Origin of the sequence: Caenibacillus caldisaponilyticus (assembly GCF_002003465.1) — a bacterium.
In the GTDB taxonomy this organism is placed as follows: domain Bacteria; phylum Bacillota; class Bacilli; order Bacillales; family Sporolactobacillaceae; genus Caenibacillus; species Caenibacillus caldisaponilyticus.
This window is the reverse complement of sequence record NZ_BDDQ01000058.1, coordinates 1-21,664: the sequence shown is the minus strand read 5'-3', so window position 1 is coordinate 21,664 and position 21,664 is coordinate 1. Positions and strand designations below refer to the sequence as shown.

General features: G+C 55.0%; 19 protein-coding genes. 16 read left to right on the top strand and 3 right to left on the bottom strand.

Annotated features, from left to right (window positions below):
- Window positions 1–94 precede the first annotated feature (94 nt).
- Together CCB157_RS14240 and CCB157_RS14235 are read right to left on the bottom strand one after the other, a co-directional pair.
- Window positions 95–1,117 carry an aldo/keto reductase gene (locus tag CCB157_RS14240; protein ID WP_077616544.1) on the bottom strand — a complete coding sequence of 341 codons (1,023 nt, stop codon included), beginning with the start codon at window positions 1,115–1,117 and terminating at the stop codon, window positions 95–97.
- 418 nt (window positions 1,118–1,535) lie between these two features.
- A complete protein-coding gene (locus tag CCB157_RS14235; protein ID WP_077616543.1) occupies window positions 1,536–2,825 on the bottom strand; it encodes an ammonium transporter in 1,290 nt (429 codons plus the stop codon).
- 286 nt (window positions 2,826–3,111) lie between these two features.
- On the opposite strand from CCB157_RS14235, the gene CCB157_RS14230 reads away from it, so the two are divergent.
- The 16 genes from CCB157_RS14230 (at window position 3,112) to CCB157_RS14155 (ending at window position 20,881) form a co-directional block, all read left to right on the top strand.
- Entirely contained in the window at window positions 3,112–4,095 is a 984-nt protein-coding gene (locus CCB157_RS14230) for a Gfo/Idh/MocA family protein (RefSeq protein ID WP_077616542.1), read from the top strand.
- Window positions 4,096–4,395: 300 nt separating this feature from the next.
- A complete protein-coding gene (locus CCB157_RS14225; protein ID WP_238594730.1) occupies window positions 4,396–5,583 on the top strand; it encodes a class I SAM-dependent methyltransferase in 1,188 nt (395 codons plus the stop codon).
- 99 nt (window positions 5,584–5,682) lie between these two features.
- Window positions 5,683–6,528, top strand: a complete 846-nt coding sequence (gene gluQRS, locus CCB157_RS14220; RefSeq protein ID WP_369688686.1) for a tRNA glutamyl-Q(34) synthetase GluQRS — start codon at window positions 5,683–5,685, stop codon at window positions 6,526–6,528.
- A 299-nt stretch (window positions 6,529–6,827) separates the two neighbouring features.
- On the top strand, window positions 6,828–7,037 hold the full coding sequence (locus tag CCB157_RS14215; protein ID WP_077616541.1) for a hypothetical protein: 210 nt from the start codon (window positions 6,828–6,830) through the stop codon (window positions 7,035–7,037).
- Window positions 7,012–7,776 carry a DUF4931 domain-containing protein gene (locus CCB157_RS14210; protein WP_077616540.1) on the top strand — a complete coding sequence of 255 codons (765 nt, stop codon included), beginning with the start codon at window positions 7,012–7,014 and terminating at the stop codon, window positions 7,774–7,776. Before CCB157_RS14215 ends, CCB157_RS14210 begins: the two co-directional genes overlap by 26 nt.
- 188 nt (window positions 7,777–7,964) lie before the next feature.
- Complete coding sequence (locus tag CCB157_RS14205; protein WP_077616539.1) at window positions 7,965–9,320, top strand: MFS transporter; 1,356 nt, start codon at window positions 7,965–7,967, stop codon at window positions 9,318–9,320.
- Window positions 9,321–9,455: 135 nt separating this feature from the next.
- Window positions 9,456–9,815, top strand: a complete 360-nt coding sequence (locus CCB157_RS14200; RefSeq protein WP_077616538.1) for a helix-turn-helix domain-containing protein — start codon at window positions 9,456–9,458, stop codon at window positions 9,813–9,815.
- Window positions 9,816–10,144: 329 nt separating this feature from the next.
- Complete coding sequence (locus CCB157_RS14195) at window positions 10,145–11,455, top strand: bifunctional folylpolyglutamate synthase/dihydrofolate synthase (protein ID WP_143287069.1); 1,311 nt, start codon at window positions 10,145–10,147, stop codon at window positions 11,453–11,455.
- Window positions 11,452–12,819: a bifunctional folylpolyglutamate synthase/dihydrofolate synthase gene (locus tag CCB157_RS14190; RefSeq protein ID WP_077616536.1), complete on the top strand. Its 1,368-nt coding sequence runs from the start codon at window positions 11,452–11,454 to the stop codon at window positions 12,817–12,819. The genes CCB157_RS14195 and CCB157_RS14190 overlap by 4 nt, the downstream gene beginning before the upstream one ends.
- 162 nt (window positions 12,820–12,981) lie before the next feature.
- The gene (locus CCB157_RS14185; protein ID WP_077616535.1) at window positions 12,982–13,365 is read left to right on the top strand and encodes a DnaJ family domain-containing protein; all 384 of its coding nucleotides are present in this window, start codon (window positions 12,982–12,984) and stop codon (window positions 13,363–13,365) included.
- Between the two features lie 43 nt (window positions 13,366–13,408).
- The gene (locus CCB157_RS14180) at window positions 13,409–14,419 is read left to right on the top strand and encodes a sugar-binding protein (RefSeq protein WP_077616534.1); all 1,011 of its coding nucleotides are present in this window, start codon (window positions 13,409–13,411) and stop codon (window positions 14,417–14,419) included.
- Window positions 14,416–15,867: a sensor histidine kinase gene (locus tag CCB157_RS14175; RefSeq protein WP_077616533.1), complete on the top strand. Its 1,452-nt coding sequence runs from the start codon at window positions 14,416–14,418 to the stop codon at window positions 15,865–15,867. Before CCB157_RS14180 ends, CCB157_RS14175 begins: the two co-directional genes overlap by 4 nt.
- A gap of 38 nt (window positions 15,868–15,905) precedes the next feature.
- Window positions 15,906–17,495 carry an AraC family transcriptional regulator gene (locus CCB157_RS14170; protein WP_077616532.1) on the top strand — a complete coding sequence of 530 codons (1,590 nt, stop codon included), beginning with the start codon at window positions 15,906–15,908 and terminating at the stop codon, window positions 17,493–17,495.
- Between the two features lie 212 nt (window positions 17,496–17,707).
- Window positions 17,708–18,988 (top strand): ABC transporter substrate-binding protein, encoded by a 1,281-nt coding sequence (locus CCB157_RS14165; RefSeq protein ID WP_077616531.1) that lies wholly within the window; start codon window positions 17,708–17,710, stop codon window positions 18,986–18,988.
- A 78-nt stretch (window positions 18,989–19,066) separates the two neighbouring features.
- Window positions 19,067–20,062, top strand: a complete 996-nt coding sequence (locus tag CCB157_RS14160) for a carbohydrate ABC transporter permease (RefSeq protein ID WP_077616530.1) — start codon at window positions 19,067–19,069, stop codon at window positions 20,060–20,062.
- Window positions 20,063–20,881, top strand: a complete 819-nt coding sequence (locus CCB157_RS14155) for a carbohydrate ABC transporter permease (protein ID WP_077616529.1) — start codon at window positions 20,063–20,065, stop codon at window positions 20,879–20,881.
- A 115-nt stretch (window positions 20,882–20,996) separates the two neighbouring features.
- Here CCB157_RS14155 and CCB157_RS14150 read toward each other — a convergent pair.
- The coding region (locus CCB157_RS14150) for an IS3 family transposase (RefSeq protein WP_143287068.1) at window positions 20,997–21,664 on the bottom strand (668 nt) is incomplete at its 5' end.

Genomic DNA, 21,664 nt, shown 5'->3' with positions numbered 1-21,664 from the left:
CATACGAAAAAAAGCCCGCCATGGGCGGGCATCCGAGGGATGGCGGGCCGTCGAAGTTGGCCGGCCCTTTTTTAATAGACGAGGAGTGAGGCGTTCATTCTTGTTTGGTTTTGAGCAGACCAGACACTTGTTCGCGGTCCGGGGGCGCCATGAATTCGGGGCCGACCGGGTCTTTGACATGGGTGGCGATGATGGCGTCGATGTCCTTTTTCGTTTGTTCATCCAATGTAAAATCGAAGAGATCATTCACGGGTTCGACTTGATCGGGACGGCGCGCGCCCCACAGCGCGATGCTGGCGCCCGGTTGGTCCAAGACCCAGCGGACGGCGAGCGCCAAAACGGATTTGCCGAACCGCTCCTTGGCCAGTTTTTCCAAAGCGGCCACGGCGTCCAAATATTGGCTGTAACGGGGTTCTTGGAATTTCGGATCCGTGTTGCGCAAGTCGTCGCCCGTGAATACGCGCTCTTTGCTCATTTTGCCGGTCAACAATCCGCGGCAAAGGCTGCCGTAAAGGAGCGTTGTGAGACCGTGCCGCTGGCAGTACGGCAAAATGTCTTTTTCAATGCCGCGTTCGAACAAGTTGTAGGGCGGTTGCACCGTATGCAGCGGCGCCGCGGATTTAAAGCGATCCATTTGTTCCGGGGAGAAATTGCTGACGCCGATCGCCCGGATTTTTCCTTCTTTGTACAGCTCATGCATCGCTTCGGCCGTTTCCTCGATCGGGGTTAAAGGATCCGGCCAATGCACTTGGTAGATGTCGATGTAATCGGTCTGGAGCCGCTTCAGGGAATCCTCGGCTTCTTTTTTTATTCTGGCTTTCGTGCCGTTGCGGAAGACGGTTTCACCGACCCAGTCAAGACCTGTTTTCGTGGCGATGACGATCTCATCGCGCCGGCCGTATTCTTTAAGAGCTTTGCCGACGATTTCTTCGGATCTTCCCTGGCCGTATGCCGGGGCCGTGTCGATGAGGTTGATCCCCTTATCCAACGCCGCATGAATGGTAAGGATCGACTGCCTTTCGTCGGTTCCGCCCCACATCCAACCGCCGATGGCCCATGTTCCGAGGCCGATGCGCGAGGCGGTGATATCCGTGCCTGTGATCTTCACAAATTCCAACTCCGCTCACTCCTTTATAGAGATGTTGCCGCATAAAAAGGAGACGGTCGCCGAAAGCCGTGGAACGGCTGATGCGGAAACCCGGCGTTCCGTTCTGCGCGTTTAATGGGAAAATTGCGATTTATTCCGTTTATTCATTATAGGGAATCGCGGTTCGATCTTTCAAATGATTGAACTTGAAGGGAACGAGGCACGCATTCCGTGTCGTTCATGCCGCGACGGTAAACAGGCGGATGCCGTGATTTTTCTTAAATTGTTTACCAATTGTTTACCGGTCCGCCGTTTCCCCACCATGATCGGCCCAGGCATCGATTCCGTCACGGGCGGACGCTTCCGGAATGGAGATGAACATTAATAGTCGGATCGATCGGACCGGTTTCGCCAAAAGAAAAAAAGCCGGGGCGGTTTCCGGCTTCGCTTATTTGGCTTCTCTCCAAGGTTTGAGGCGGAGATGCTCAGGATATCCGTATTCGCCGTGCTCGCTGATGTCCAATCCGTTCAGCTCTTCTTCGCGGGTGACGCGCAGCCCGATCGTTTTCTTTAAAATGTACAGAATGATGAACGAAACGACGGCGACGTAAATCGCTGCTCCGAGCACACCGATCAATTGGATCCCCAGTTGATGGAAGCCGCCGCCGTAAAACAATCCCGGCTTGCCGATGCCGTTTTGCTCGACCAAACGCGGCGAGGCGAAGAAGCCCGTGGACAGCGTGCCGAGGATGCCGGCGATGCCGTGAACGGAGAAGGCGTTGAGCGGATCGTCGACGCCTTTTTTCTCAAAATAGACGGACGTCCAAAAGGTGACGGCTCCGGCGATCAAACCGATGAGCACGGCGGCCCAGGCTTCGACGTAGGCGCACGAGGCGGTGATGGCGACGAGCGCGGCGAGAATGCCGTTGACCATGGCGGGAACGTCGGCGACGCCGGTGAACCATTTCGCGGCCAGCAAGGCCCCAAGCGCGCCGGCCGCCGCCGCCAGATTGGTTGTCATGGCGACGAACCCGAAAAATCCGTCCGCCGTCCCCATTGTGCTGCCGGCGTTGAAACCGAACCACCCAAACCAGAGAATGAATCCGCCGAGCACGGTGTAAACCTGGTTATGACCGGGAATCTTGTTGGGAGTCTTATTCTCATTGAATTTGCCGATTCTCGGCCCCAACAGCAACGTGGCGATCAGCGCTGCGATCGCTCCTTGCAAATGGACGACGGTGGAGCCGGCGAAGTCCTGCATGCCTAAAGACGCGAGCCAACCGCCGCCCCACACCCAATGGCCGATGACCGGATAGATCAAAACGGTGAAGAGAAACCCGAAGGTGATGTAGACGGAAAGTTTGGCGCGTTCGGCAAAACCGCCCCAGGCGATGGCCAGCGAAACGGCGGCGAAAGCCAATTGGAATAAAAATTTTAAAGACAAAGGGACGTGCGCCCAATCGAGCGAACGGAACGCGTCTGCGCTCTCCACGAACCAGCCCGAGGTGCCGAACATCCGGTTTCCTTCGCCAAAAGTAATCGCGAAGCCGAACGCCCAGAATGCGATCGTCGCAATGGCGAAGCTGAGCACTTGTTTGGCCGCGACGTGGCTGGCGTTTTTCATTCGCACCGAGCCCGATTCCAGCAAGGCAAAGCCGGCCTGCATCGAAATGACCAGAATCGCGGCCACCATCACCCAAAGCGCATCCATTTGGGAAGCTAAGTCCTTGACGTCCATTTTTATCCCCCTTAATGTAATAAAATATAACATTATATGTAATAATATAGTTTGTTTTCGGGGCGGATGCAATAATAAAAAATAAAAATTTTTCGGTTCCCCCGTCATTTTTGTTATTTTTTATTACATAAATCGGTGGGATGGATTTTCGTGTTAAAATAAATAAGGATCCTTTTAAGCAAGAAGCCGTCCGGCCAAAAGGGGCTCGTGCCGTCCGCTGGAAGATGCGGCGGGCAAAGCGGCGGCTGGAACAGCGACGATAAAAGAGAAAAAGGAGAGATCGGCCATGCGTCTCGGAACTGTTGGCACCAATTGGATCACGGCCAGTTTCATCGAAGCGGCACATTTAAGCGGGAAATTTACTTTACATAGCGTGTATTCCCGGTCCTTGGAGAAAGCGCGCGCCTTCGCCGATCGCTTCGGGGCGCCGAACGCGTACGATAACATTGAAGAAATGGCCAAGGCGCCGGACATTGATGTCGTCTACATCGCGTCCCCCAACGCCTTGCATTACGCGCACGCCAAATTGTTTTTGGAAAACGGCAAACACGTCATTTGTGAAAAGCCGATTTTTTCAAATATGAAGGAGTGGGAGGCCGCTTTTGCCAGCGCGGAGGCAAACGGCGTTTATTTGTTCGAAGCGATCCGGAACATCCACGCGCCGAATTTCAAGCGGTTGAAAGACCGGATCAAGGACATCGGGACCGTGCGCGGCGCCGTTTTTCATTTGATGCAATATTCCTCCCGTTATGATGCGTTCAAAAACGGCGAGGAGCCGAACGTGTTCACCCGCAAGTTCTCGGGTGGCGCGCTCGTCGATCTCGGCGTTTATCCCACTTATCTTGCCGTCGCTCTGTTCGGCGAACCGAAAAAGGTCTCGTACCATCCGATTTTGCTCAGGGGCGGCGTGGACGGCGGCGGCACGCTCGTTCTGGACTACGACGGGTTTGTGGTCACCGTTTTATGTTCGAAAATCGCCGATGCCGGGCTCGCGTGCGAAATTCATGGGGAAGACGGAACGATTGCGTTCGATAAAGTCGCGCCGATCTCGACGCTCACCTTAAAGGAAAGAAAGACCGGAAAAACGGAAGCTTTTCACGTCGAGCAACACGAGCAAGATATGGTGTACGAAGCGGAAGAATTTGCGCGCATCATTGAATCGGCGGATCAAAGCGGGTACGAAGCGCTGAAAGCGTTGAGCCGAACGGTGCTGACGATTACGGAAACCGCCCGCAAGCAAAACGGCATCCTCTTCCCGGCGGATGAGTAAGGCTTCCTTTTAGCGGGTGCGGCCGGGCGCGTTTTCAGCCGCGTCGGTTCGGCCGATGAGTGCCGAATCGTTGGCGGGTGGCCGCGTTCTCGAGATATCGGGCCGGCTGGGCCGCCGAACCGGTTTTGAACGATGCCTCGCAATGGTTTTAATTTCTCGGCTGTTCATCGCCAAAGTGGCGGTGAAGCAAACGATCCCCTGTTCGCCACGTTGCGGTTTAACGCGTTGAGGCATGTTCTGAAACGCAGAAAGGGGAAGGACACACGACAATGAATTCATGACAGCAGAGGTTGAAGAAGGTTGAACCGTCATCATCCGTTCCATGCGGCGCTCGCCGAAGCGGTAGCGAGGTTGGAAGAAGCCCGCATCGCCTATACGGTGATGGGCGCCGCCAGTCTCCGCGCGCAAGGCATCGACGTCTCCGCCGACTTGATAGAGATCGACGTTCAGTGGGATGTCTTTTTAAAAGCGCACGCGCTTTTTGAAGATTTCGAGGCGGGCGGCATCGAACGCGGCGGCCGCCGCGACGCCTTCCGTTTATCCATCCACGGGACGAACATGGAGATCGCCTGCGTTTATAACACGGTCGTGGCGACCGATCCCGACCGCATCCCTGTCGTGTTGGGCGGCCGGACGGTCTGGGTGAAAGCGCTGGACTATTATCTCCGGGTGTTGGAGAAAGGGGACCCTCTGCGCGCGGCGATCAAACGGCACCTTTCCCAACTGCAAAAGACGAACACGGAACTGACCGATGCCGCCTGGAACGACGGGGCTTATGACGCGTGGGTCCGCCGGTTCGGGCCGCCTGCGGAGTGGGCGGCCAAAATCCGCCGCGATCCGGACGGCCGCCTCCATTCCATCCGGGGGTATTTGGGCGATCTCGCGGGCAAAAGAGTCGTGAATCTCCTCGGTTCACACGGCACCAAGGCGATTGCCATGGGGTTGCTCGGCGCGGACGCCACGGTCATCGATCTGTCGCGGGAAAACGCGCGCTACGCCGAAGAGGTGGCCGAAGCGGCGGGCGCCCCTCTTCGTTATATCGTGTCGGATGTGCTGGATCTTCCGAAAGAAGAAATCGACGGATCGTATGATCTCGCCGTCATGGAGCTCGGCATTCTTCACTATTTTGTTGACTTGGAACGATTGGCCGAAGTCGTCGTCGGTTTGTTGAAAAGCGGCGGAAGATTGGTTTTGCAAGACTTTCATCCGGTGTCGACGAAGTTGATTACCTCCAAGGGAAAAAAGCATAAAGTGACCGGGAATTACTTTGATAAAACCCTGTTGCCCGTCGACGTCGCTTTCAGCAAGTACGCCCGCCGCGATGGCGATCCCCCGAAGGTCTATGAAAGAAGATGGACGCTCGGCGAGATCGTGACGGCTTTTGCCGAAGCGGGCTTGATCGTTCGCCGCTTGGACGAGGCGCCGAACATCAAGATCGACGACATCGGGATTCCGAAACAATTTACCCTCGTTGCCGAAAAAGCGTAAATCCGTCCATGGCCGAATTCGGCAAGTCCGAACGTGCGAAGTCTATAGGATTTGTGAAGATGGATGGGATGCGGCAGCTAGATGAGGCGGTGATGGTTTATGTTGCGCGGACGATTCGCCCCGACACCCTCGGGCGCCATGCACATCGGCAACGCCGGCACCGCGCTCCTCGCGTGGCTGGCGGTACGGAATGAAGGCGGCGCGTTTATTTTAAGGATGGAAGACCTCGACGGACCGCGCTCGAAGCCGCAATACGCGGCGGGCATTCTTGAGGATTTGCAATGGCTCGGGCTCGACTGGGACGAAGGGCCCGATGTCGGCGGCCCTTATGGCCCGTACAACCAGAGCGAACGGCGCGAGTGGTACGAGGACGCTTTTCGCCGTTTGGAACGGGCGGGTTGGCTCTATCCGTGCTTTTGCAGCCGAAAGGATTTGCTGCAGCTCGCGAGCGCCCCGCACGGCCGGGCATCGGAAGGCCCCGTCTATCCCGGTTTTTGCCGGGAGTTGAGCGAAGCGGAGCGGGCGGAAAAAGCGCGCGTCAAAACGCCGTCCTTCCGCTTCCGTTTGCCCGAGCGGACGATTGCTTTTCGCGATTTGATCATGGGCGAGCAATCGTTTCCGCCCGGCTTTGGCGGCGACTTCGTCGTCAAGCGCGCCGACGGCATCATGAGCTATCAATTGGCGGTCGTCGTCGACGATGGGGCGATGGGTGTCACGCAAGTTGTCCGGGGTTCCGATTTACTGGATTCGACGCCGCGCCAAATTTTGTTGTATGAAGCGCTCGGCCTGCCGATTCCGCAATTCGCCCATGTTCCGCTTTTATTTGGGCCCGACGGCAAGCGTTTGGCGAAGCGGCATGGATCGATGATCGGGCTTTCCAACTTGCGCAAGGCCGGGGTCAAGCCGGAGGCGGTGGTCGGCACGCTGGCCTATCTGTATGGATGACTCGACCGTCCCGAGCCCGTCCGCGCCCGCGAGCTCATCGGGAACGCCGATGTGTCCCGCGTGCCCGTCCACCCTATTACCGTAGAGGATTCGGTCATCCGCAATCTCTTGACGTCGTAACAAACCGATCGTCGCCATGTGCGCAGACGAAAAAGCGGGGTGTCTGTTTCCCTTACAAACCGGCGAAACGAGACGGACATCCCCGCGCCCCCTCTCTAAAGGGAGAGCGCAGACGCTCCCATGATCGGCCGCAAGCCCTTTTCATCCCATTTGCCTTGGACATCCCTGAATGTTGTTATATGATGGATTTGAAAGAGTTTGCCGAAAAAAGCAGCGGTCCGGAGCGTTTTGATCGTTTAGACAAGGCCGGTGAAGATGTTCGAAAGCCGGAAGACAGAGTGACGTGCGCCGATCGCATGACAACCGGCTTAAATTCTTGCGCAGGGTTTCGCATTTTCCAGACGATGAATCGGGTGGTTAAAAATGCAAGACTCGATTTTATTGTTTGACCAGGCGATCGCCAAACAAAAGCCGAACAGCATCCACCGCAACAGCCCTTGCCCGTTCTGCAGACCGGAGGAACTGGCGCGCATTTTGGAAGTGCGCGGTTCTATGATGCTAGTGGAAAACAAATATCCGGTTTTACAAGACGCCTATCAGACGGTCCTCATTGAAACGGACGAATGCCAGTCGGAGCTGTCCGAATATCCGCTGCCGCATCTCTACCAATTGATACGTTTCGGCGTCGAGAAATGGATGGAAATGGAAAACAACGCCGCCTTCCGCTCCGCGTTGTTTTTTAAAAACCACGGACCGCTGTCCGGCGGTTCGATCCGCCACCCCCACATGCAAATCATCGGGCTAAAAACGATCGATTATCGCGAGAATTTGCGGGATGAATATTTTGAAGGCGAAACGATCCATCGCGAAAACGGCGTGGCGTTTAATGTATCGACCCGGCCGATGATCGGCATGACGGAATTCAACGTCATTCTTGAAGATCTAGAGGCCATCGACCGGGCGGCGCGGCTGATTCAAATCGCCGCGCACTATACGCTTCACCATTATCATGGCGGCACATCGAGCTATAATCTGTTCTTCTACCGATGGTCGGAAAAGATCATCGCGAAAATCGTCCCGAGATTTGCGACGTCACCGCTTTATGTCGGATATAAACTACGCCAGGTTTCCAACCACGTTCCGCTGATCAAAACGGAGATCCAGAATCTCTACCTTAAAATGGAATAACGGCGCGCCTTAAATCAAGCCGGTGAAGGGGCCGGCGGCACCCCTCGTTCTTTTGCGGAAGCGCCGAAAGCGGGCGAACCGCCGGTTTCCCGCGCGCTGCCGGACGGGGCGTTTTTCGTCTCGTCCGGGTTTATTTTTGTATATGATATAGTTATTGAAAATCTTATAAAAAATCAGGTGACCCACTCATGCCGGAAACCTACAGAAGATCTTGGCTGCTCGTGCTGACGGTCGGGCTCGGCACGCTTCTTAACCCCTTGAACTCTTCGATGATCGCCGTGGCTTTGACGCGGCTCGAACAGGAATACCGGCTGACCTTCGCCGATGCCTCCTGGCTGATATCGGCGTTTTACTTGGCCAGCGCGTCGGCCCAGCCGGTGATGGGAAAATTAAGCGACATGTTTGGCGCAAAGCGGCTGTTTTTGATCGGGCTCGTCCTGGTCGCCGGGGCATCGGCGCTCGCACCGTTCGCCCCGAATTTTTGGACGCTCGTCGCGTTTCGGGCGCTGCAAGCGATCGGCAGTTCCACGCTGTTCCCGAGCGGCATGTCGATCGTGCGCGCGGCGATTACGGAAGGACAAGCGCGGGCGCTGTCCGTCCTCGCCGTTTTTTCTTCCGTTTCCGCCGCTTTCGGACCGTCGATCGGCGGTTTTCTCATTGAATATTGGGATTGGCAAGCGATCTTTCTGGTGAACTTGCCGTTTATTGTCGCGGCGTTTGCCTTGGCCGTTTTCATTCTCCCGGATACGGGAAAAGGAAAGATCGAGTTCGGACGCATCGACTTCGGGGGCATCGCCCTTTTTGTCGCCGCTATCATCGCTTTGCTTTTATTTTTGCTGTCGCTTGGAGAGGCGGTTCGCTGGGGAGCGGGGCTTGTCTTTGCGGTCGCGCTCGTTTGCTTCACGTTTTATGAGCGGAACCGCCGCGAGCCTTTTATTGATCTGGCCGCCTTAAAAAGCAACGTGAACGCGACGATGGTGTATTTGCACTTTATAGCCGTCAATGTCGTTTTCTACACGTTGTTTTTCGGCATGCCGACGTTCCTTCAGCAGGTGCGCGGCTACAGCGAACGGGAAACCGGTTTGCTCATGCTTTCGATCGCGGGCTACGGCGTGATCATCGCTCCGCTGGCCGGGCGCTGGATCGACCGCGCCGGCTCGAAACCGCCGCTCTTGGCCGGAGCCTTGACGGCGCTTGCCGGGACGTGGCTGTTGTTGACCATTCATGGAACCTCTGCGCCCGTTTGGTTAGTGGCCGTCATGTCAGTGCTTGGCATCAGCAACGGTTTTAACAACATTTCCATCCAAACCGCCTTGTATGAATTCGTTCGTCCGGAAGAAACGGGGACGGCGTCGGGGTTGTTCCAAACGTGCCGGTTTCTGGGGTCGATTTTGTCGTCGAGTCTGCTCGGCATTTTGTTTAACCGCCACTTGGACACCGCCCATCTGCACACGGCGGCGTTCGTCTGCATGCTGGTGAGCTTGCTCATCGTCCTGTTTTCGCTCCGCATGCCGTCCCGGAAAAAGCTGCATCGCCCTTTGTGATGGTTCGAATGAACCGAGTCCGAATTGTGGCAATCTTTTTTTGAAAAAGGATTCACACCTCCGTCTCAATTTTGATATAATGAAAGAGAGAGAAAATTCCCAAGAAAAAATGATTTTAAAAGGGCGGTGTTGGTGATGACGCTGGGACAAAGGCTGAAAAAGTTGCGCGAGGAACGCGGACTGACGGCTGACCAGTTGTCCGATGAGCTGAAGTTGTTGAAAACGGTCATTTGGGGATTTGAGATGGGCAAGAAGGAACCGACCGTGAGTCAATTGATGAAATATGCCGAATACTTCGGCGTTTCTATGGATTATCTCATGGGGCGCGAAGCGGTCGGGGTCCATGGGGAACGCATCGAAGAACGCCCGATCGAAGAGGAAATCAAAAGGGTTTCCGTCATGCTGGATGGGGAAGAAGTGACGGAGGAAGAAATCACGGAAGCGTTGGCCTATATCAAGGCCAAGCGGATGATGAAAGAAGCGCTGTACCGGTAGGGGACGGGACCCCATAAGCGAAGAGGCGTTTTAGATGCTGTGATTTTCCAACGGATGTTCGGGCAGCGGCGTGGCTGTCCGTTTTTCGTGCCGTCCGCAACGGTTGCGAGCGGTGAACGCCGGGCTTTGAAAGCCCCGCCGGTGTTCGGACCGCGTTTAAAAGATGGGGGCGAAGCCGGTGCCGCAGAAAGACCGTTTTTGTAACATGGTGCCCGGAACCGCAGGCGATGGGACGCCGCGTTTTCTATGTTTGAAAGTTGCGCGAATGCGAGGAGTCGGCTACGATAATTCTATAATTGAAGCAACCGGACGAAAAAGGAGCCTACGCCTTGGACTACGCAGCGTGTTTAAACTATATCGAGACGTTCCAAAAAAGGAAAGCGTCGCGCGAAAACGGGCGGCATTTGCAAGTCATGGAGGCCCTGTTGCAGCGCTTTGGCATCGATCACCGCGCGTTTGACATCGTGCAGATCACCGGGTCGTGCGGCAAGGGTTCGACGGCGGCCTTTGTCTCGTCCGTTTTACGAGAAGCGGGCATCGCCCACGGTTTGTTCACCGGACCGCATCTATCCAGGTATGAGGAACGCTTTGCCGTGGATGGAAAAATGATCTCTCCAGATGAGTTGGCGGCCATCGTGAGCGAGATTGCGGAGATCGCATCGGAAGCGGACATGCGGGATGCGGGCCATAAACACTTGATGACCTTGATCGCGTTTTTGTGGTTCAAGAAAAAAAGAGTGCGGCTGATCGTTTACGAAAACGGCGCCGGCGGGGCGAGCGATCCCTCCAACATTTTTGAACCGCTCGTCGCCTGCTTGACCGAAATCACGCTCGACCATACCAAATTGCTCGGGGACACCATCGAAGCGATCACCTCGGATAAAAGCGCGATCATCAAACCGGAGACGAAATGGGCCGTCTGCGGCATGCGCAATGAAAGCGCGCGCCGGTATTTGCAAACGCTCGAAGCCCGATCAAAAGCGCGTTTTCTTTTCATCGACCGCGATTATGCCATGGCGAGCGGTCCGGCCGGATTGACGTACACCGGAGGAAACATCGCGTTGCGGGGACTTCGGCTCGGGCTTAAAGGCAAGCATCAGCAGCAAAACGCGGCCAACGCCCTGAGGATCATCGAATGCCTGCGCGAGGCGGGTTTTGCCATTTGCGAACGGGATATGGTGCGGGGGCTGGCCCGCGTCGATTTTCCCGGCCGGATGGAGGAGCGGCAATGGGAGGGCGTTCCCGTCATTTTGGACGGCGCCCATAATCCGCTGGAATTAAAGGCGTTGAAAGAAAGTTTGCACGCCGCCGGTTTTCATCCGGCGGTCGTGCTGACGTCTTTTGTTTCCGGAAAAAATCCGGCGGACATGCTGGAAGCGCTCGCGCTTCCGGCTGCCCATTATGTCGTCGTTCCTTCACCGTTCGCCGCGCGCCGCGTCGCCAGAACGGAAGTGGAAGCGGCTTTTCGGACATGCGGCCTTTCATACACCTATCATGAGGAGCTGGAGGACGCTTGGACGGATGCCCTCCGCCGCATCAAATCGGGAGAAGGGCTTTTGGTGACGGGGTCTCTCTATTTGGTCGGCGCCGTGCGCGCACGCTTTTTCGCCGAACGTCGCGAGAAGGTGGCCAGCCGATGAGCGTGAAGACGAAAAAAGAAGCGGAAGATTTAATCTATCGCTCGTACTTAAGGGCAAGGGATTTTCTGCCGAAGGGCGACGATTCGGTGACGCGCGACATCGGCCTCACGCGCCGTTTGCTCGAGAGGATCGGCCGTCCGGATGAAGGCGGCCGATTCATATTGGTCACGGGCAGCAAGGGCAAGGGGTCGACGGCCCGGATGATCGCCGCGCTTCTCGCCGCGTGCGGCCACAAGGTCGGTTTGTTCACCTCACCCCATCTCTTGGACTTTACGGAGCGGATTCGCGTGAACGGCCGTCCGATTTCCGATGAGCGGTTCGTGGAAATCATGAGCGGCATCGAAAGCGCGGTCACCACAATCGAATCGGAACTGCCGTCCCACAAATATTTGGGGCCGATCGGCATTGCCCTCGCCGCCGCGTTGATCCATTTTAAAGCGGAAAACACGGACATCAACGTCATCGAATGCGGGCGCGGGGGCCGGTATGACGAGGCGAACGTGCTGGACAACCGCTGGGCCGTTCTCACGCCGATCATGGCCGAACATCTCGGCCCGCTCGGCAAAACGATCATGGACGTCGCGGCGCATAAAATCGGAATCGTCAAGGCGGCGACTGAAGCGGTCATCATTGGGAGGCAGCATGATGCCGAGGTGATGCGCTTTTTGCGCGGCCGATTGTCGGAAAAGAACGCCCGCGTCTTCGCGTTCGGCGAAGCGATGCAAGCCGTCGACGTTCGCATGGACCGCCGCGGCACCCATTTTAAAGTCTGGACGGACCAACGCCGCTACGGATCCCTTGATCTTGCCCTGCTCGGTTCGTTTCAGGCCGACAATGCCGCGGTGGCGATCAAGACGTGCGAGGCGGTGGAAGGACGGGCGCTGGAGGCGGCGACCGTTCGGCGCGTCATGAAAGACATTGAGTGGCCGGGGCGCTGCGAGCTCATCGGCGTTGATCCGGCGGTGCTGTTGGACGGAGCGATCCACCGCCGTTCCGCCGAATACGTCGAAGAAGTGATCCGCGCGATGGGCGTGAAGGACGTCGTGACCGTGGCCGGCGTTTCGCGGGACAAAGATTACGAAGGCGTCTATGCCGTCTGCGCCCGTTTCTCACGCACCCTCATCGTCACGGAACCGGAGCGTTCGCATAAAGCTTTTCCGCCGGATGCGTTGGCGGCCGCCGCAAGATGCGGCGCCTCCGCCGAGAGCGTCAAACCCTTGTATAAAGCGCTGGAACGGGCGCGCGCCCTCGCGCCGGAACTCATCTTGGTCGTCGGCACCCAAACGTTCATTGCGGAGGCGAGACGGCTTTTACGGTCGGTGGAAACGTCCGCGTTGTCGCCTGTGATCGGGCGAACGCCCTGAAGGCGAGGTTTTCCGTCAACATTGCTCCCATGCCGTGATATGATGAATAAAAAGGGTTTCATCGCCCGGGCGCTTCCGGCCCATGCGTTTTTACGAATCCGGCACGCGGGAAAAGCGGAATGGATGAACGTTCGTTGATTACTTTCTAGGAGGGCGAAAGCGATGGATATCTTTGCCTTGGTCGCCGAGGATAAAATCCGGACGGCCATAAAAAATGGGGAATTCGATCATTTGCCGGGAATGGGCCAACCGTTGCAGCTGGAAGACCTCTCTTCCGTGCCGGAGGATCTGAGAATGGCTTATAAAGTGTTGAAAAACGCCGGTTTCATCGACGATGATAAATCATTGGATAAAGAAATTCGGACTTTGCAAGATTTGCTCCGATGCTGTACCGATCCCGAAGAAAAACAAAGGTTGGAGCGGAAGCTGAACGAAAAGCGGCTGCGCTTCCAACGGCTGGCCGAAGACAAAAATTGGGAAAAATCCAAGGCGTTCCGCCGTTATGAGGCGAAAATCAACGATAAATTCGGGCCGTCAGACCGATGAGCGCGGAAATCCGGAAAAGGTTTCTTGGCGTCGGAGGGGATCCATGAATCATCAGCTTCGCTTCCTGTTTCTCACCGCTTTGGCGGTGTCGTGTCTCGTTTTTCTGACGCTTTCCGTCTGGTTTCTATTGAAAGCGCTTCATTATGATACGCCGGCCGCGGCCGCTTCGGGCTTTAAACGGCCGGCCTATCATTTCGTCCTCGTGCCTGAAGAAATGGATAACCCGTATTGGCGTCTGATTGAAAAGGGCGCGAAGGATGCCGCCAAAAAGTACAACGCCGCGGTGGAATATTCGGGCCCTGTTCAAAGGGATATGGCCGAGCACGTCAACGTGATCGAGGCGGCGATCGCGTCAAGGGTGGACGGCATCATTACGCAGGGGATCAATCGCCCGGTGATCACGCCGATCATCAACCAAGCCATCCAAAAAGGGATTCCCGTCGTGACCGTGGATACCGACGCCCCCGGCAGCCGCCGTCTGGCGTACGTCGGTACCGATAATTATGAAGCCGGACGGCTGGCGGGCGAAGCGCTGGTTCGCGTCACCGGCGGAAAGGCCAAAGTCGCCATCATCACCGGGAGCCTGGAGCCGGGCAATCAAACCGACCGGGTCGCCGGTTTTAAAGACGCGGTGAAATCGTATCCCGGCATTCAAATCGTCGACGTGGAGCCGTCAAATATTACCAAAATCCAAGCCGCTGAAAAGGCGTATGACGTTCTCATCAAACATCCCGACATCGATGCCTTTGTCGGAACGAGCGCGTTGGACGGGATGGGCATTACCGCGGTCATTCAAAGCTATAAGAAAAAAGGCGACATTCACGTCATCGCGTTCGATACGCTCCCGGAAACGCTGGAGCTCATCCAGAAAGGCTGGATCGATGCCACCATCGCTCAAGACCCGTACCAAATGGGCTACAAAAGCGTGGAAACGATGGTGGACATCCTGAATGGAAAGCGCATTCATAAAATCATACACACGCCTTGCCGCATCCTGACCGCCAAAGACTTGCAGTCGACCCCGATGGACGAAAACGGGAGGCGGATGCCTTGATCCGCTTTCGCACGAAACTCATGATCTTTTTCCTTCTATTGATCCTTGTCATGAACGGCGTCAGCTATCTTCTCTATCACGGCGGGCAGCGGTCCATCGATCAATACGACCGCCTTTTGCAGCGGTTCTATCTGCTCAACGAAATCTCCCATAAGGCGGAAACCGTCTATCAAACGTTGAACGCGTATTTGGTCGAGCGGACGCCGGAATATTACCGCCGTTATCTTGACGAGCGCCTTGAGCTGCGAAGGCTTCAAGAAGATCTTTCCGGTCAGATTGAAAACGAGAAAAACTATCTGACGGTCGAAAATTACCGAAACATGATTACGAGTTTCCTTGATGAGTGCGGCATCGTCTCGGATGCCTTTCAGAAGCAAAACATTGACGCGTATTCCGAGCATATGGCGGAAGCCGAAAGCATTCTTCATCTCATCCAGCAGACGACCTTGACCTTGACGAACGACGAACTCACCCAATACCACCAATTCTATGAAAACATGAACATGAAAAACAAGTACTTTCAATCCATGGGCATATCGGTGTTCGTGACGGTCACTCTCCTGAGCGTGCTCTTTGCCCTCTACATTTCGCGGGGCATCACCCGCCCGATCGCCCGTTTGAGCGCGGCGGCCCGGGAAATTTCCAAAGGGAAATTCGACGGCAAGCCGGTGGAAGTTTCGACGCGGGACGAGTTCAGGTTTCTGACCCATACCTTTAATGACATGAGGGAGAATATCCGCAATCTGATCGGAGAGATCCAAAAAAAATCCGAACTCGACCGGCTGCTGAAAGAGATGGAGCTAAAGAGCCTGCAAAACCAAATCCATCCCCACTTTTTGTTCAATGTTTTAAACACGATCACCAGGACCGCGTATTTGGAAGGGGCCGAAAAAACGTCCGAGCTCATCGAAGCCATCAGCGCTTTATTGCGCCACAATCTCAGCCGTTTGGACCGCCCGACGACGCTCGGCAAGGAAATGGAAATCATTGAAAAGTACTTTTTCCTGCAGAAAGCCCGCTTCGGCGACCGGGTCCGGTTTATCGCGGACGTCGATGAATCGTGCCTCGACTTGAAAATGCCGAATTTAACGCTGCAGCCGCTTGTTGAAAACGCGTTTATCCACGGCGTGGAATCGTATGAAAACGGCGGGGAGATTCGCTTGCGCATCAAGGACATGGATGAGGCCGTTTTGGTCGAAATCGCCGACAACGGCGTCGGCATGGACGCGGAAACGGTGCGGCGTTTGCTGCAATGGGACGATCACGAGACCGACCCGCGGGAGGCGCCGCCCTCTCCGAGCGGCCATTCGACCGGTCTGGGCTTTAAAAACGTTGTTCGGCGGCTTCAGCTTTTTTTCGACCGCACGGATATCGTCACGGTCGATTCCGCGCCTGGAAAGGGCACGACGGTTTCCTTGCGGCTGCCGAAAACGTCGCGCGCCGTTTAACTTAGCCCGCGCAGGGACAAGGAAAGGAGGCGGTTGTCATGTTGACGCTGCTGATCGCCGACGATGAAGCGATTGAAAGGCAGGCGTTGAAAAAGATGATCGCGGACGGGATCCAGGACGTGAAGGTGATCGGCGAAGCGGCGAACGGCCGCCAAGCGGTTCAACTCGCGCGTACGCTCTCTCCGGACATCATTATGATGGACATCAAGATGCCGGGCACCGACGGCATCGAAGCGGTCAAAACGATTCACGCCGAAAAACCGAAGACGAAATTCATCATGGTCTCGGCGTTCGACACGTTCGAATACGCCCGCCAAGTGATGAAAGTCGGCGTGAAGGAGTACTTGTTAAAGCCGAGCACAAAAGAAGAAATATTGGAAACGGTGCGCCGCGTCGCTGAAGAGATCAAACGGGAGAAGGCGAAAGACATCGAACGCGAACGCATGGAAGCCGCTTACCAGAAAGCGCTCGCCTTCATCCAATCCGAATGGGTCGCGGCCTTGCTGCTCGATCATATACAGGACGCCGAGGTCGATGACGTGGAGGCGCTGTTGAATCCGCACGGCCATTCCGCCTACGCGATCGTCTGCCAGTTCGACGAACAAGGGCAACAAGACGACAAAAAAGCGGCTTATCGATGGATCAAGCAATGGTTCGAAGAGGCGGGCCGCGGCTATGTCGGCCCGATGACCGGCGACCAAGTCCCGATATTCGCGCTCGCCTCCAACGATGGCGGAAAGCCAGGACTCTCGCCGCATGCCGAAGCCGTCCAGATGGTCGACGAGATGATGCGCCGTTACCGGAAAGCATTTTCCGTTCCTTTGAGGGTCGGGATCGGCACGCCGGTCGCATCGGCCGAGCGCTTTCACCGTTCTTATCAGGAGGCGCTGCGCGCGCTCCATTGGACGAAGGACGGAGGCCAATACTTATATTATCATCCGTCGCTTGAAAAACCTGTGACGGATGATGAATCGGACGAAAAGGAACGGAACATCATGGCAGCGGTAAAAAGCGGGGACGGCAACCGATTGGTGTCCGCCTTTCACGATTATTTCGGATATCTGGAGCGGGAAACCGGCGGGGATGTCCGCGTCGTCCGCGAGCGCCTGCGCGAGTTGTGGGTCATCATCGTCCGGTTCTTTCGGGAAATGGGGATCGATTTGCGCGTTCCGCCTCCCGCTTTTGAAGAGGCGGGGGATCTGAACCGCTTGAGAGAGGAAATCCTGGCGGCCCTCATGCGAGCGCTCAACGAGAGCGCCCGCTGGCAAAAAGAAGACGCGGGCGGTTTGCTGTTTCAGGCCAAGGAATATATCAAAGCTCGCTTTACGGCTCCGCTCACGCTGGAAGATGTTTCCCAGCACGTCGGGCTCAGCCCTTACTATTTCAGCAAACTTTTTAAAGAACACACCGGCATGACCTTCATTGAATACGTCACCAAACTGCGCATGGAACGGGCGATGGCCTTGATGGCCACCACCGATAGCACGCTGAAGGAAGTGTGTTTTGAAGTGGGTTACCGCGATCCCAACTATTTCAGCCGTGCGTTTAAAAAATGGACCGGCCAAACGCCGAGCGCGTACCGAAAAACGCAGCGGCGAAAAAGCCGTGGGGATGACATCTCCCGGTAAGACGCCGTTTTCCGCGGCACAAACCGCCGGACGGCTCTGCCCGGCCTGCCGCGACGCTCCGCATGACCTCAGGTTTTTTTCTTACCTTCAAACCACAGGGGCAAAAAAGTGAAGAAAAAGCACAAAAAAGTGAAGCATCCTCCAGCCACAATATTTTGAAAGCGCTTTATATTGAAAGTATAGCGCTTACATAACATTAAGGAGGGTCATGCATGTTCAAACGGCTTGGCATGTTCGCGATTGCCGTGCTCGTTTTGGCGGCGGTTTTAGCGGGATGCAGCAATTCAAAGTCAAGCGGCTCCGGCGGATCGTCCAGCGAAAAAGGCAAACTGGAAATTTTCAGCTGGTGGACGGCCGGCGGTGAAGCCGACGGATTAAAGGCGCTCATCGATGATTTCCATAAAAAGTATCCCGATATCAAGATTGAAAATGAAGCCGTGGCCGGGGGCGCCGGTTCCAATGCGAAAGCGGTGCTTGCGACCCGGATGCAAGGCGGCGATCCGCCTTCGACGTTCCAAGTCCACGGCGGCGCCGAATTGCTGACTTGGGTGAAGGCCGGAAAAATGGAGGCATTGGACAGCCTGTACAAAAAGAACGGCTGGGACGGCAAGTTCCCGAAAGACCTGATCGACATGGTCAGCTATAACGGCAAAATCTATGCGGTGCCGGTCGACATCCACCGCGGCAACGTGCTCTGGTACAACAAAAAGATCTTTGAAGACAATGGCCTTGAGCCGCCGAAAACCTTTGATGATTTCTTTAAAGTCGCGGATAAGTTAAAAGCGAAAGGCATTACCCCGCTTGCGATCGGCGACAAAGATGTCTGGGAGTCGACGATGGTGTTTGAAAACATCCTCCTGGCGAAACTCGGCCCCGACAAATACAGACAATTGTGGACGGGCGAAGTGCCGTTTGATGATCCGGCGGTAAAAGAAGCGGCGGATATCTTCAAGAAGATGCTGAACTATGTGAACGCCGATCACAGCTCGTTGGCTTGGCAAGACGCCACCCAGCTGGTGGCCGACGGCAAAGCGGCGATGAACATCATGGGCGACTGGGCGAAAGGCTACTTTACGAGCAAAGGCTTGAAATATGATCAAGACTACGGCGCGGTCGTGACGCCGGAGACCGACGGCATGTTCATGGTCATCACCGATACTTTCGGCTTGCCGAAAGGGGTCAGCAAACCGGATCAAGTCAAAAAATTCTTGACCGAACTCGGCTCCGTGGACGGCCAAGATGCCTTCAATCCGAAAAAAGGCTCGATTCCGGCGCGCACCGATACGGATGTTTCGAAATACGACGATTACAGCAAAAAAGCGATGGAAGACTTTAAGTCCAACAGCTTGACCCCGAGCCTGGCCCACGGTTCGGCAGCGCCGGAAAGCTTTCTCACGAAAGTGAACCAAGCGGTCAACATCTTCGTCACGCAAAAGAACGTGGCTAACTTTATCCAAGCATTGAAAGACGCCAGTTCACAATTGAAACAATGACAGCCGACGGGAAGAGGGAGGGAAACTTCCCTCTTTTCTGTGTCAAACATGCCTTGACGTCTTCGGTGGCTGTCGTGGATGCAGGGAGGGAAAGTCGTGCTTGAGCGAGAGGCGTTAGAAACCGCAGAAGTGACGCCGGCAATAAAAACCAAGAAAAGAAAACGCGCCGGTTTGAGCAAAGATCGCTGGCTGGCCTTTTTATTCTTGTTGCCTTCCATCATTTTGCTTGCGATTTTCGTCTACGGGTTTATCAGCTGGACGGCTTATGTGTCCGTCAGCCGTTGGCATTCGCTGCTGCCCGATTTCACTTTCGCCGGTTTGGCGAACTATCAAGCTTTGTTCCATAATTTCCGGTTCCAGGCGGATTTGAGAAATACGTTGTTTTTCTCGGTCTTTTTCATCGTTCTTGTCGTGCTGCTCGGCCAAATGTTGGCGATCTTCATCGACCAGCGTTTAAAGGCCGAATCGTTGTTTCGCAACATTTTTCTGTTTCCGATGGCCTTGTCTTTTGTCGTGACGGGGGTCGTTTGGCGCTGGATTTTAAACCCGGAAACGGGGGTTAACCTTCTGCTGAAAGATTTCGGTATTCACCCGAAGTGGTATACCGACACGTCGATCGTCCCGTCGTGGCATATCGGGCAAATCGATTTCGGATTGCCGGTGGCGCTCATCGCCGTCGTCATTGCCGCCGTCTGGCAAATGACGGGGTTTTCGTTGGCGATGTATTTGGCCGGTTTGCGCGCGATTCCTGAAGACGTCCGCGAGGCGGCGCGCATTGACGGGGCGAGCGAGTTTCAAATCTATCGGAAAATCATCTTGCCGCAGCTGAAGCCGATCACCTACAGCGTCGTGATCATCATGGCCCACATTTCCTTGAAAATCTTTGATTTGATCTATGCGATGACCGGACCCGGAGCCAACTACGTGACCGACATGCCGGGGGTTTTCATGTTCGAGACGACCTTCCGCGGCAATGACTATGCGCAAGGGGCGGCGATTGCGATCATCATGCTCATCATGGTCGCGGTCTTTATCATCCCTTACCTGATTTCGAGCCGGAAAGGGGAGTCGTGAATGGCAAAAGCGTTCGCGCGGCCGTTGATTTATCTCATCTTGGTGATTCTCGGCGTCCTCTTTCTCGTGCCCGTTTACGTCATGCTCGTGACGAGCCTGAAGCCGTTCGATGAAGTGTCGATCGCGACGATGTGGAAACCGCCCGCCCACATCGATTTCGCCGGCTATGCCGAAGCCTTTTCCAAACTGGCGCCGAACTTTATGAACACGATTTATCTCGTCGTCCCGGCGACGCTTTTGTCGGCGCTGCTCGGATCGCTGAATGGCTATGTGTTGTCCAAATGGAAGTTCAAAGGCTCCGATTGGGTGTTCACGGCGATTTTGTTCGGCATGTTCATCCCGTATCAGAGCATCTTGATTCCGCTGTTGCAATTCATCCGCAACATCGGGCTCTATAATTCGATTCCGGGCTTGATTCTCGTCCACGTCGTCTACGGGCTTCCGATTACGACGCTCATGTTTCGCAACTTTTACGCGAACATCCCCGATTCCCTCGTGGAGTCGGCGCAGATCGACGGCGCCGGGTTCGTCGGCATTTACCGGCACATCATCATGCCGCTGTCGATCACGGGCTTTGTCGTCGTGGCGATCTGGCAGTTTACGAACATTTGGAACGAGTTTCTTTTTGCGGTGACGATCACGTCCTCGGCGCAACAGCCGATCATGGTCGCTTTGCAAAACTTGGCCGGCAGCCAGGTCGTCGAATGGAACGTGCAAATGGCCGGCGCGCTCCTGGCGGCCTTGCCGACGCTCCTCGTCTATATCTTGTTGGGCAAATATTTCATCAGAGGATTGCTCGCGGGGTCGGTCAAAGGCTGACGGGACGCATCAGCATAAAGCGGAAAAACGGGTGCCGGGAAGCGGCACGAAAAAAAAAAGCCGGGGCTTGCCCTGGTCAAGACCCAAAAAAGTAGACACGTAAAAAACACCCTTGTTAAGCTGTTTTCTGACGCCTGTATTCAACAGGCGTCAATCTATTTAACTTCAATTGAATCCGCTCCTCATTGTAAAAGAAAATATAGTTGTGAATTAAGTTTTGTGCTTGGTTACAATGTTGTATATCATAGGGATAGAGAGCTTCTGTTTTTAAGTGGGAAAAGAAGCTTTCCATGGCGGCATTGTCCAAGCAGTTGCCTTTTCGAGACATGCTGGGACGAATGCCGAATTGATTCAGCAAGTGATGATATTCATAGGATGTGTACTGGAATCCTCGGTCACTATGAAGAATGGTTCCAGTAACATCCATTCTTTTTTCTACAGCTTTACGAACGGTATCCAGAACAAGTTGATTGTCATTACGAGTGCTCATGTTATATGCCACAATCTCATTGTTGAATAAATCCATAATAACAGAGAGATATAATGTTTGATTTCCAGCACGAATCCATGTTACATCTGTCACCCATTTTTGGTTGGGAGCATCAGCACGAAAGTGACGGTTTAGAAGGTTTTCTGCGATTCGCACTCCCATGGGAGTGCGAGATTGATTTTGACACAAGCGTTTTCGACGAATGACAGCTTGGATCCCAAGTTTCTGCATGATGCGGAGAACTTTCTTATGATTGACACGAAGTCCGTACAGACGTAGCAGTTCCGCTTGAA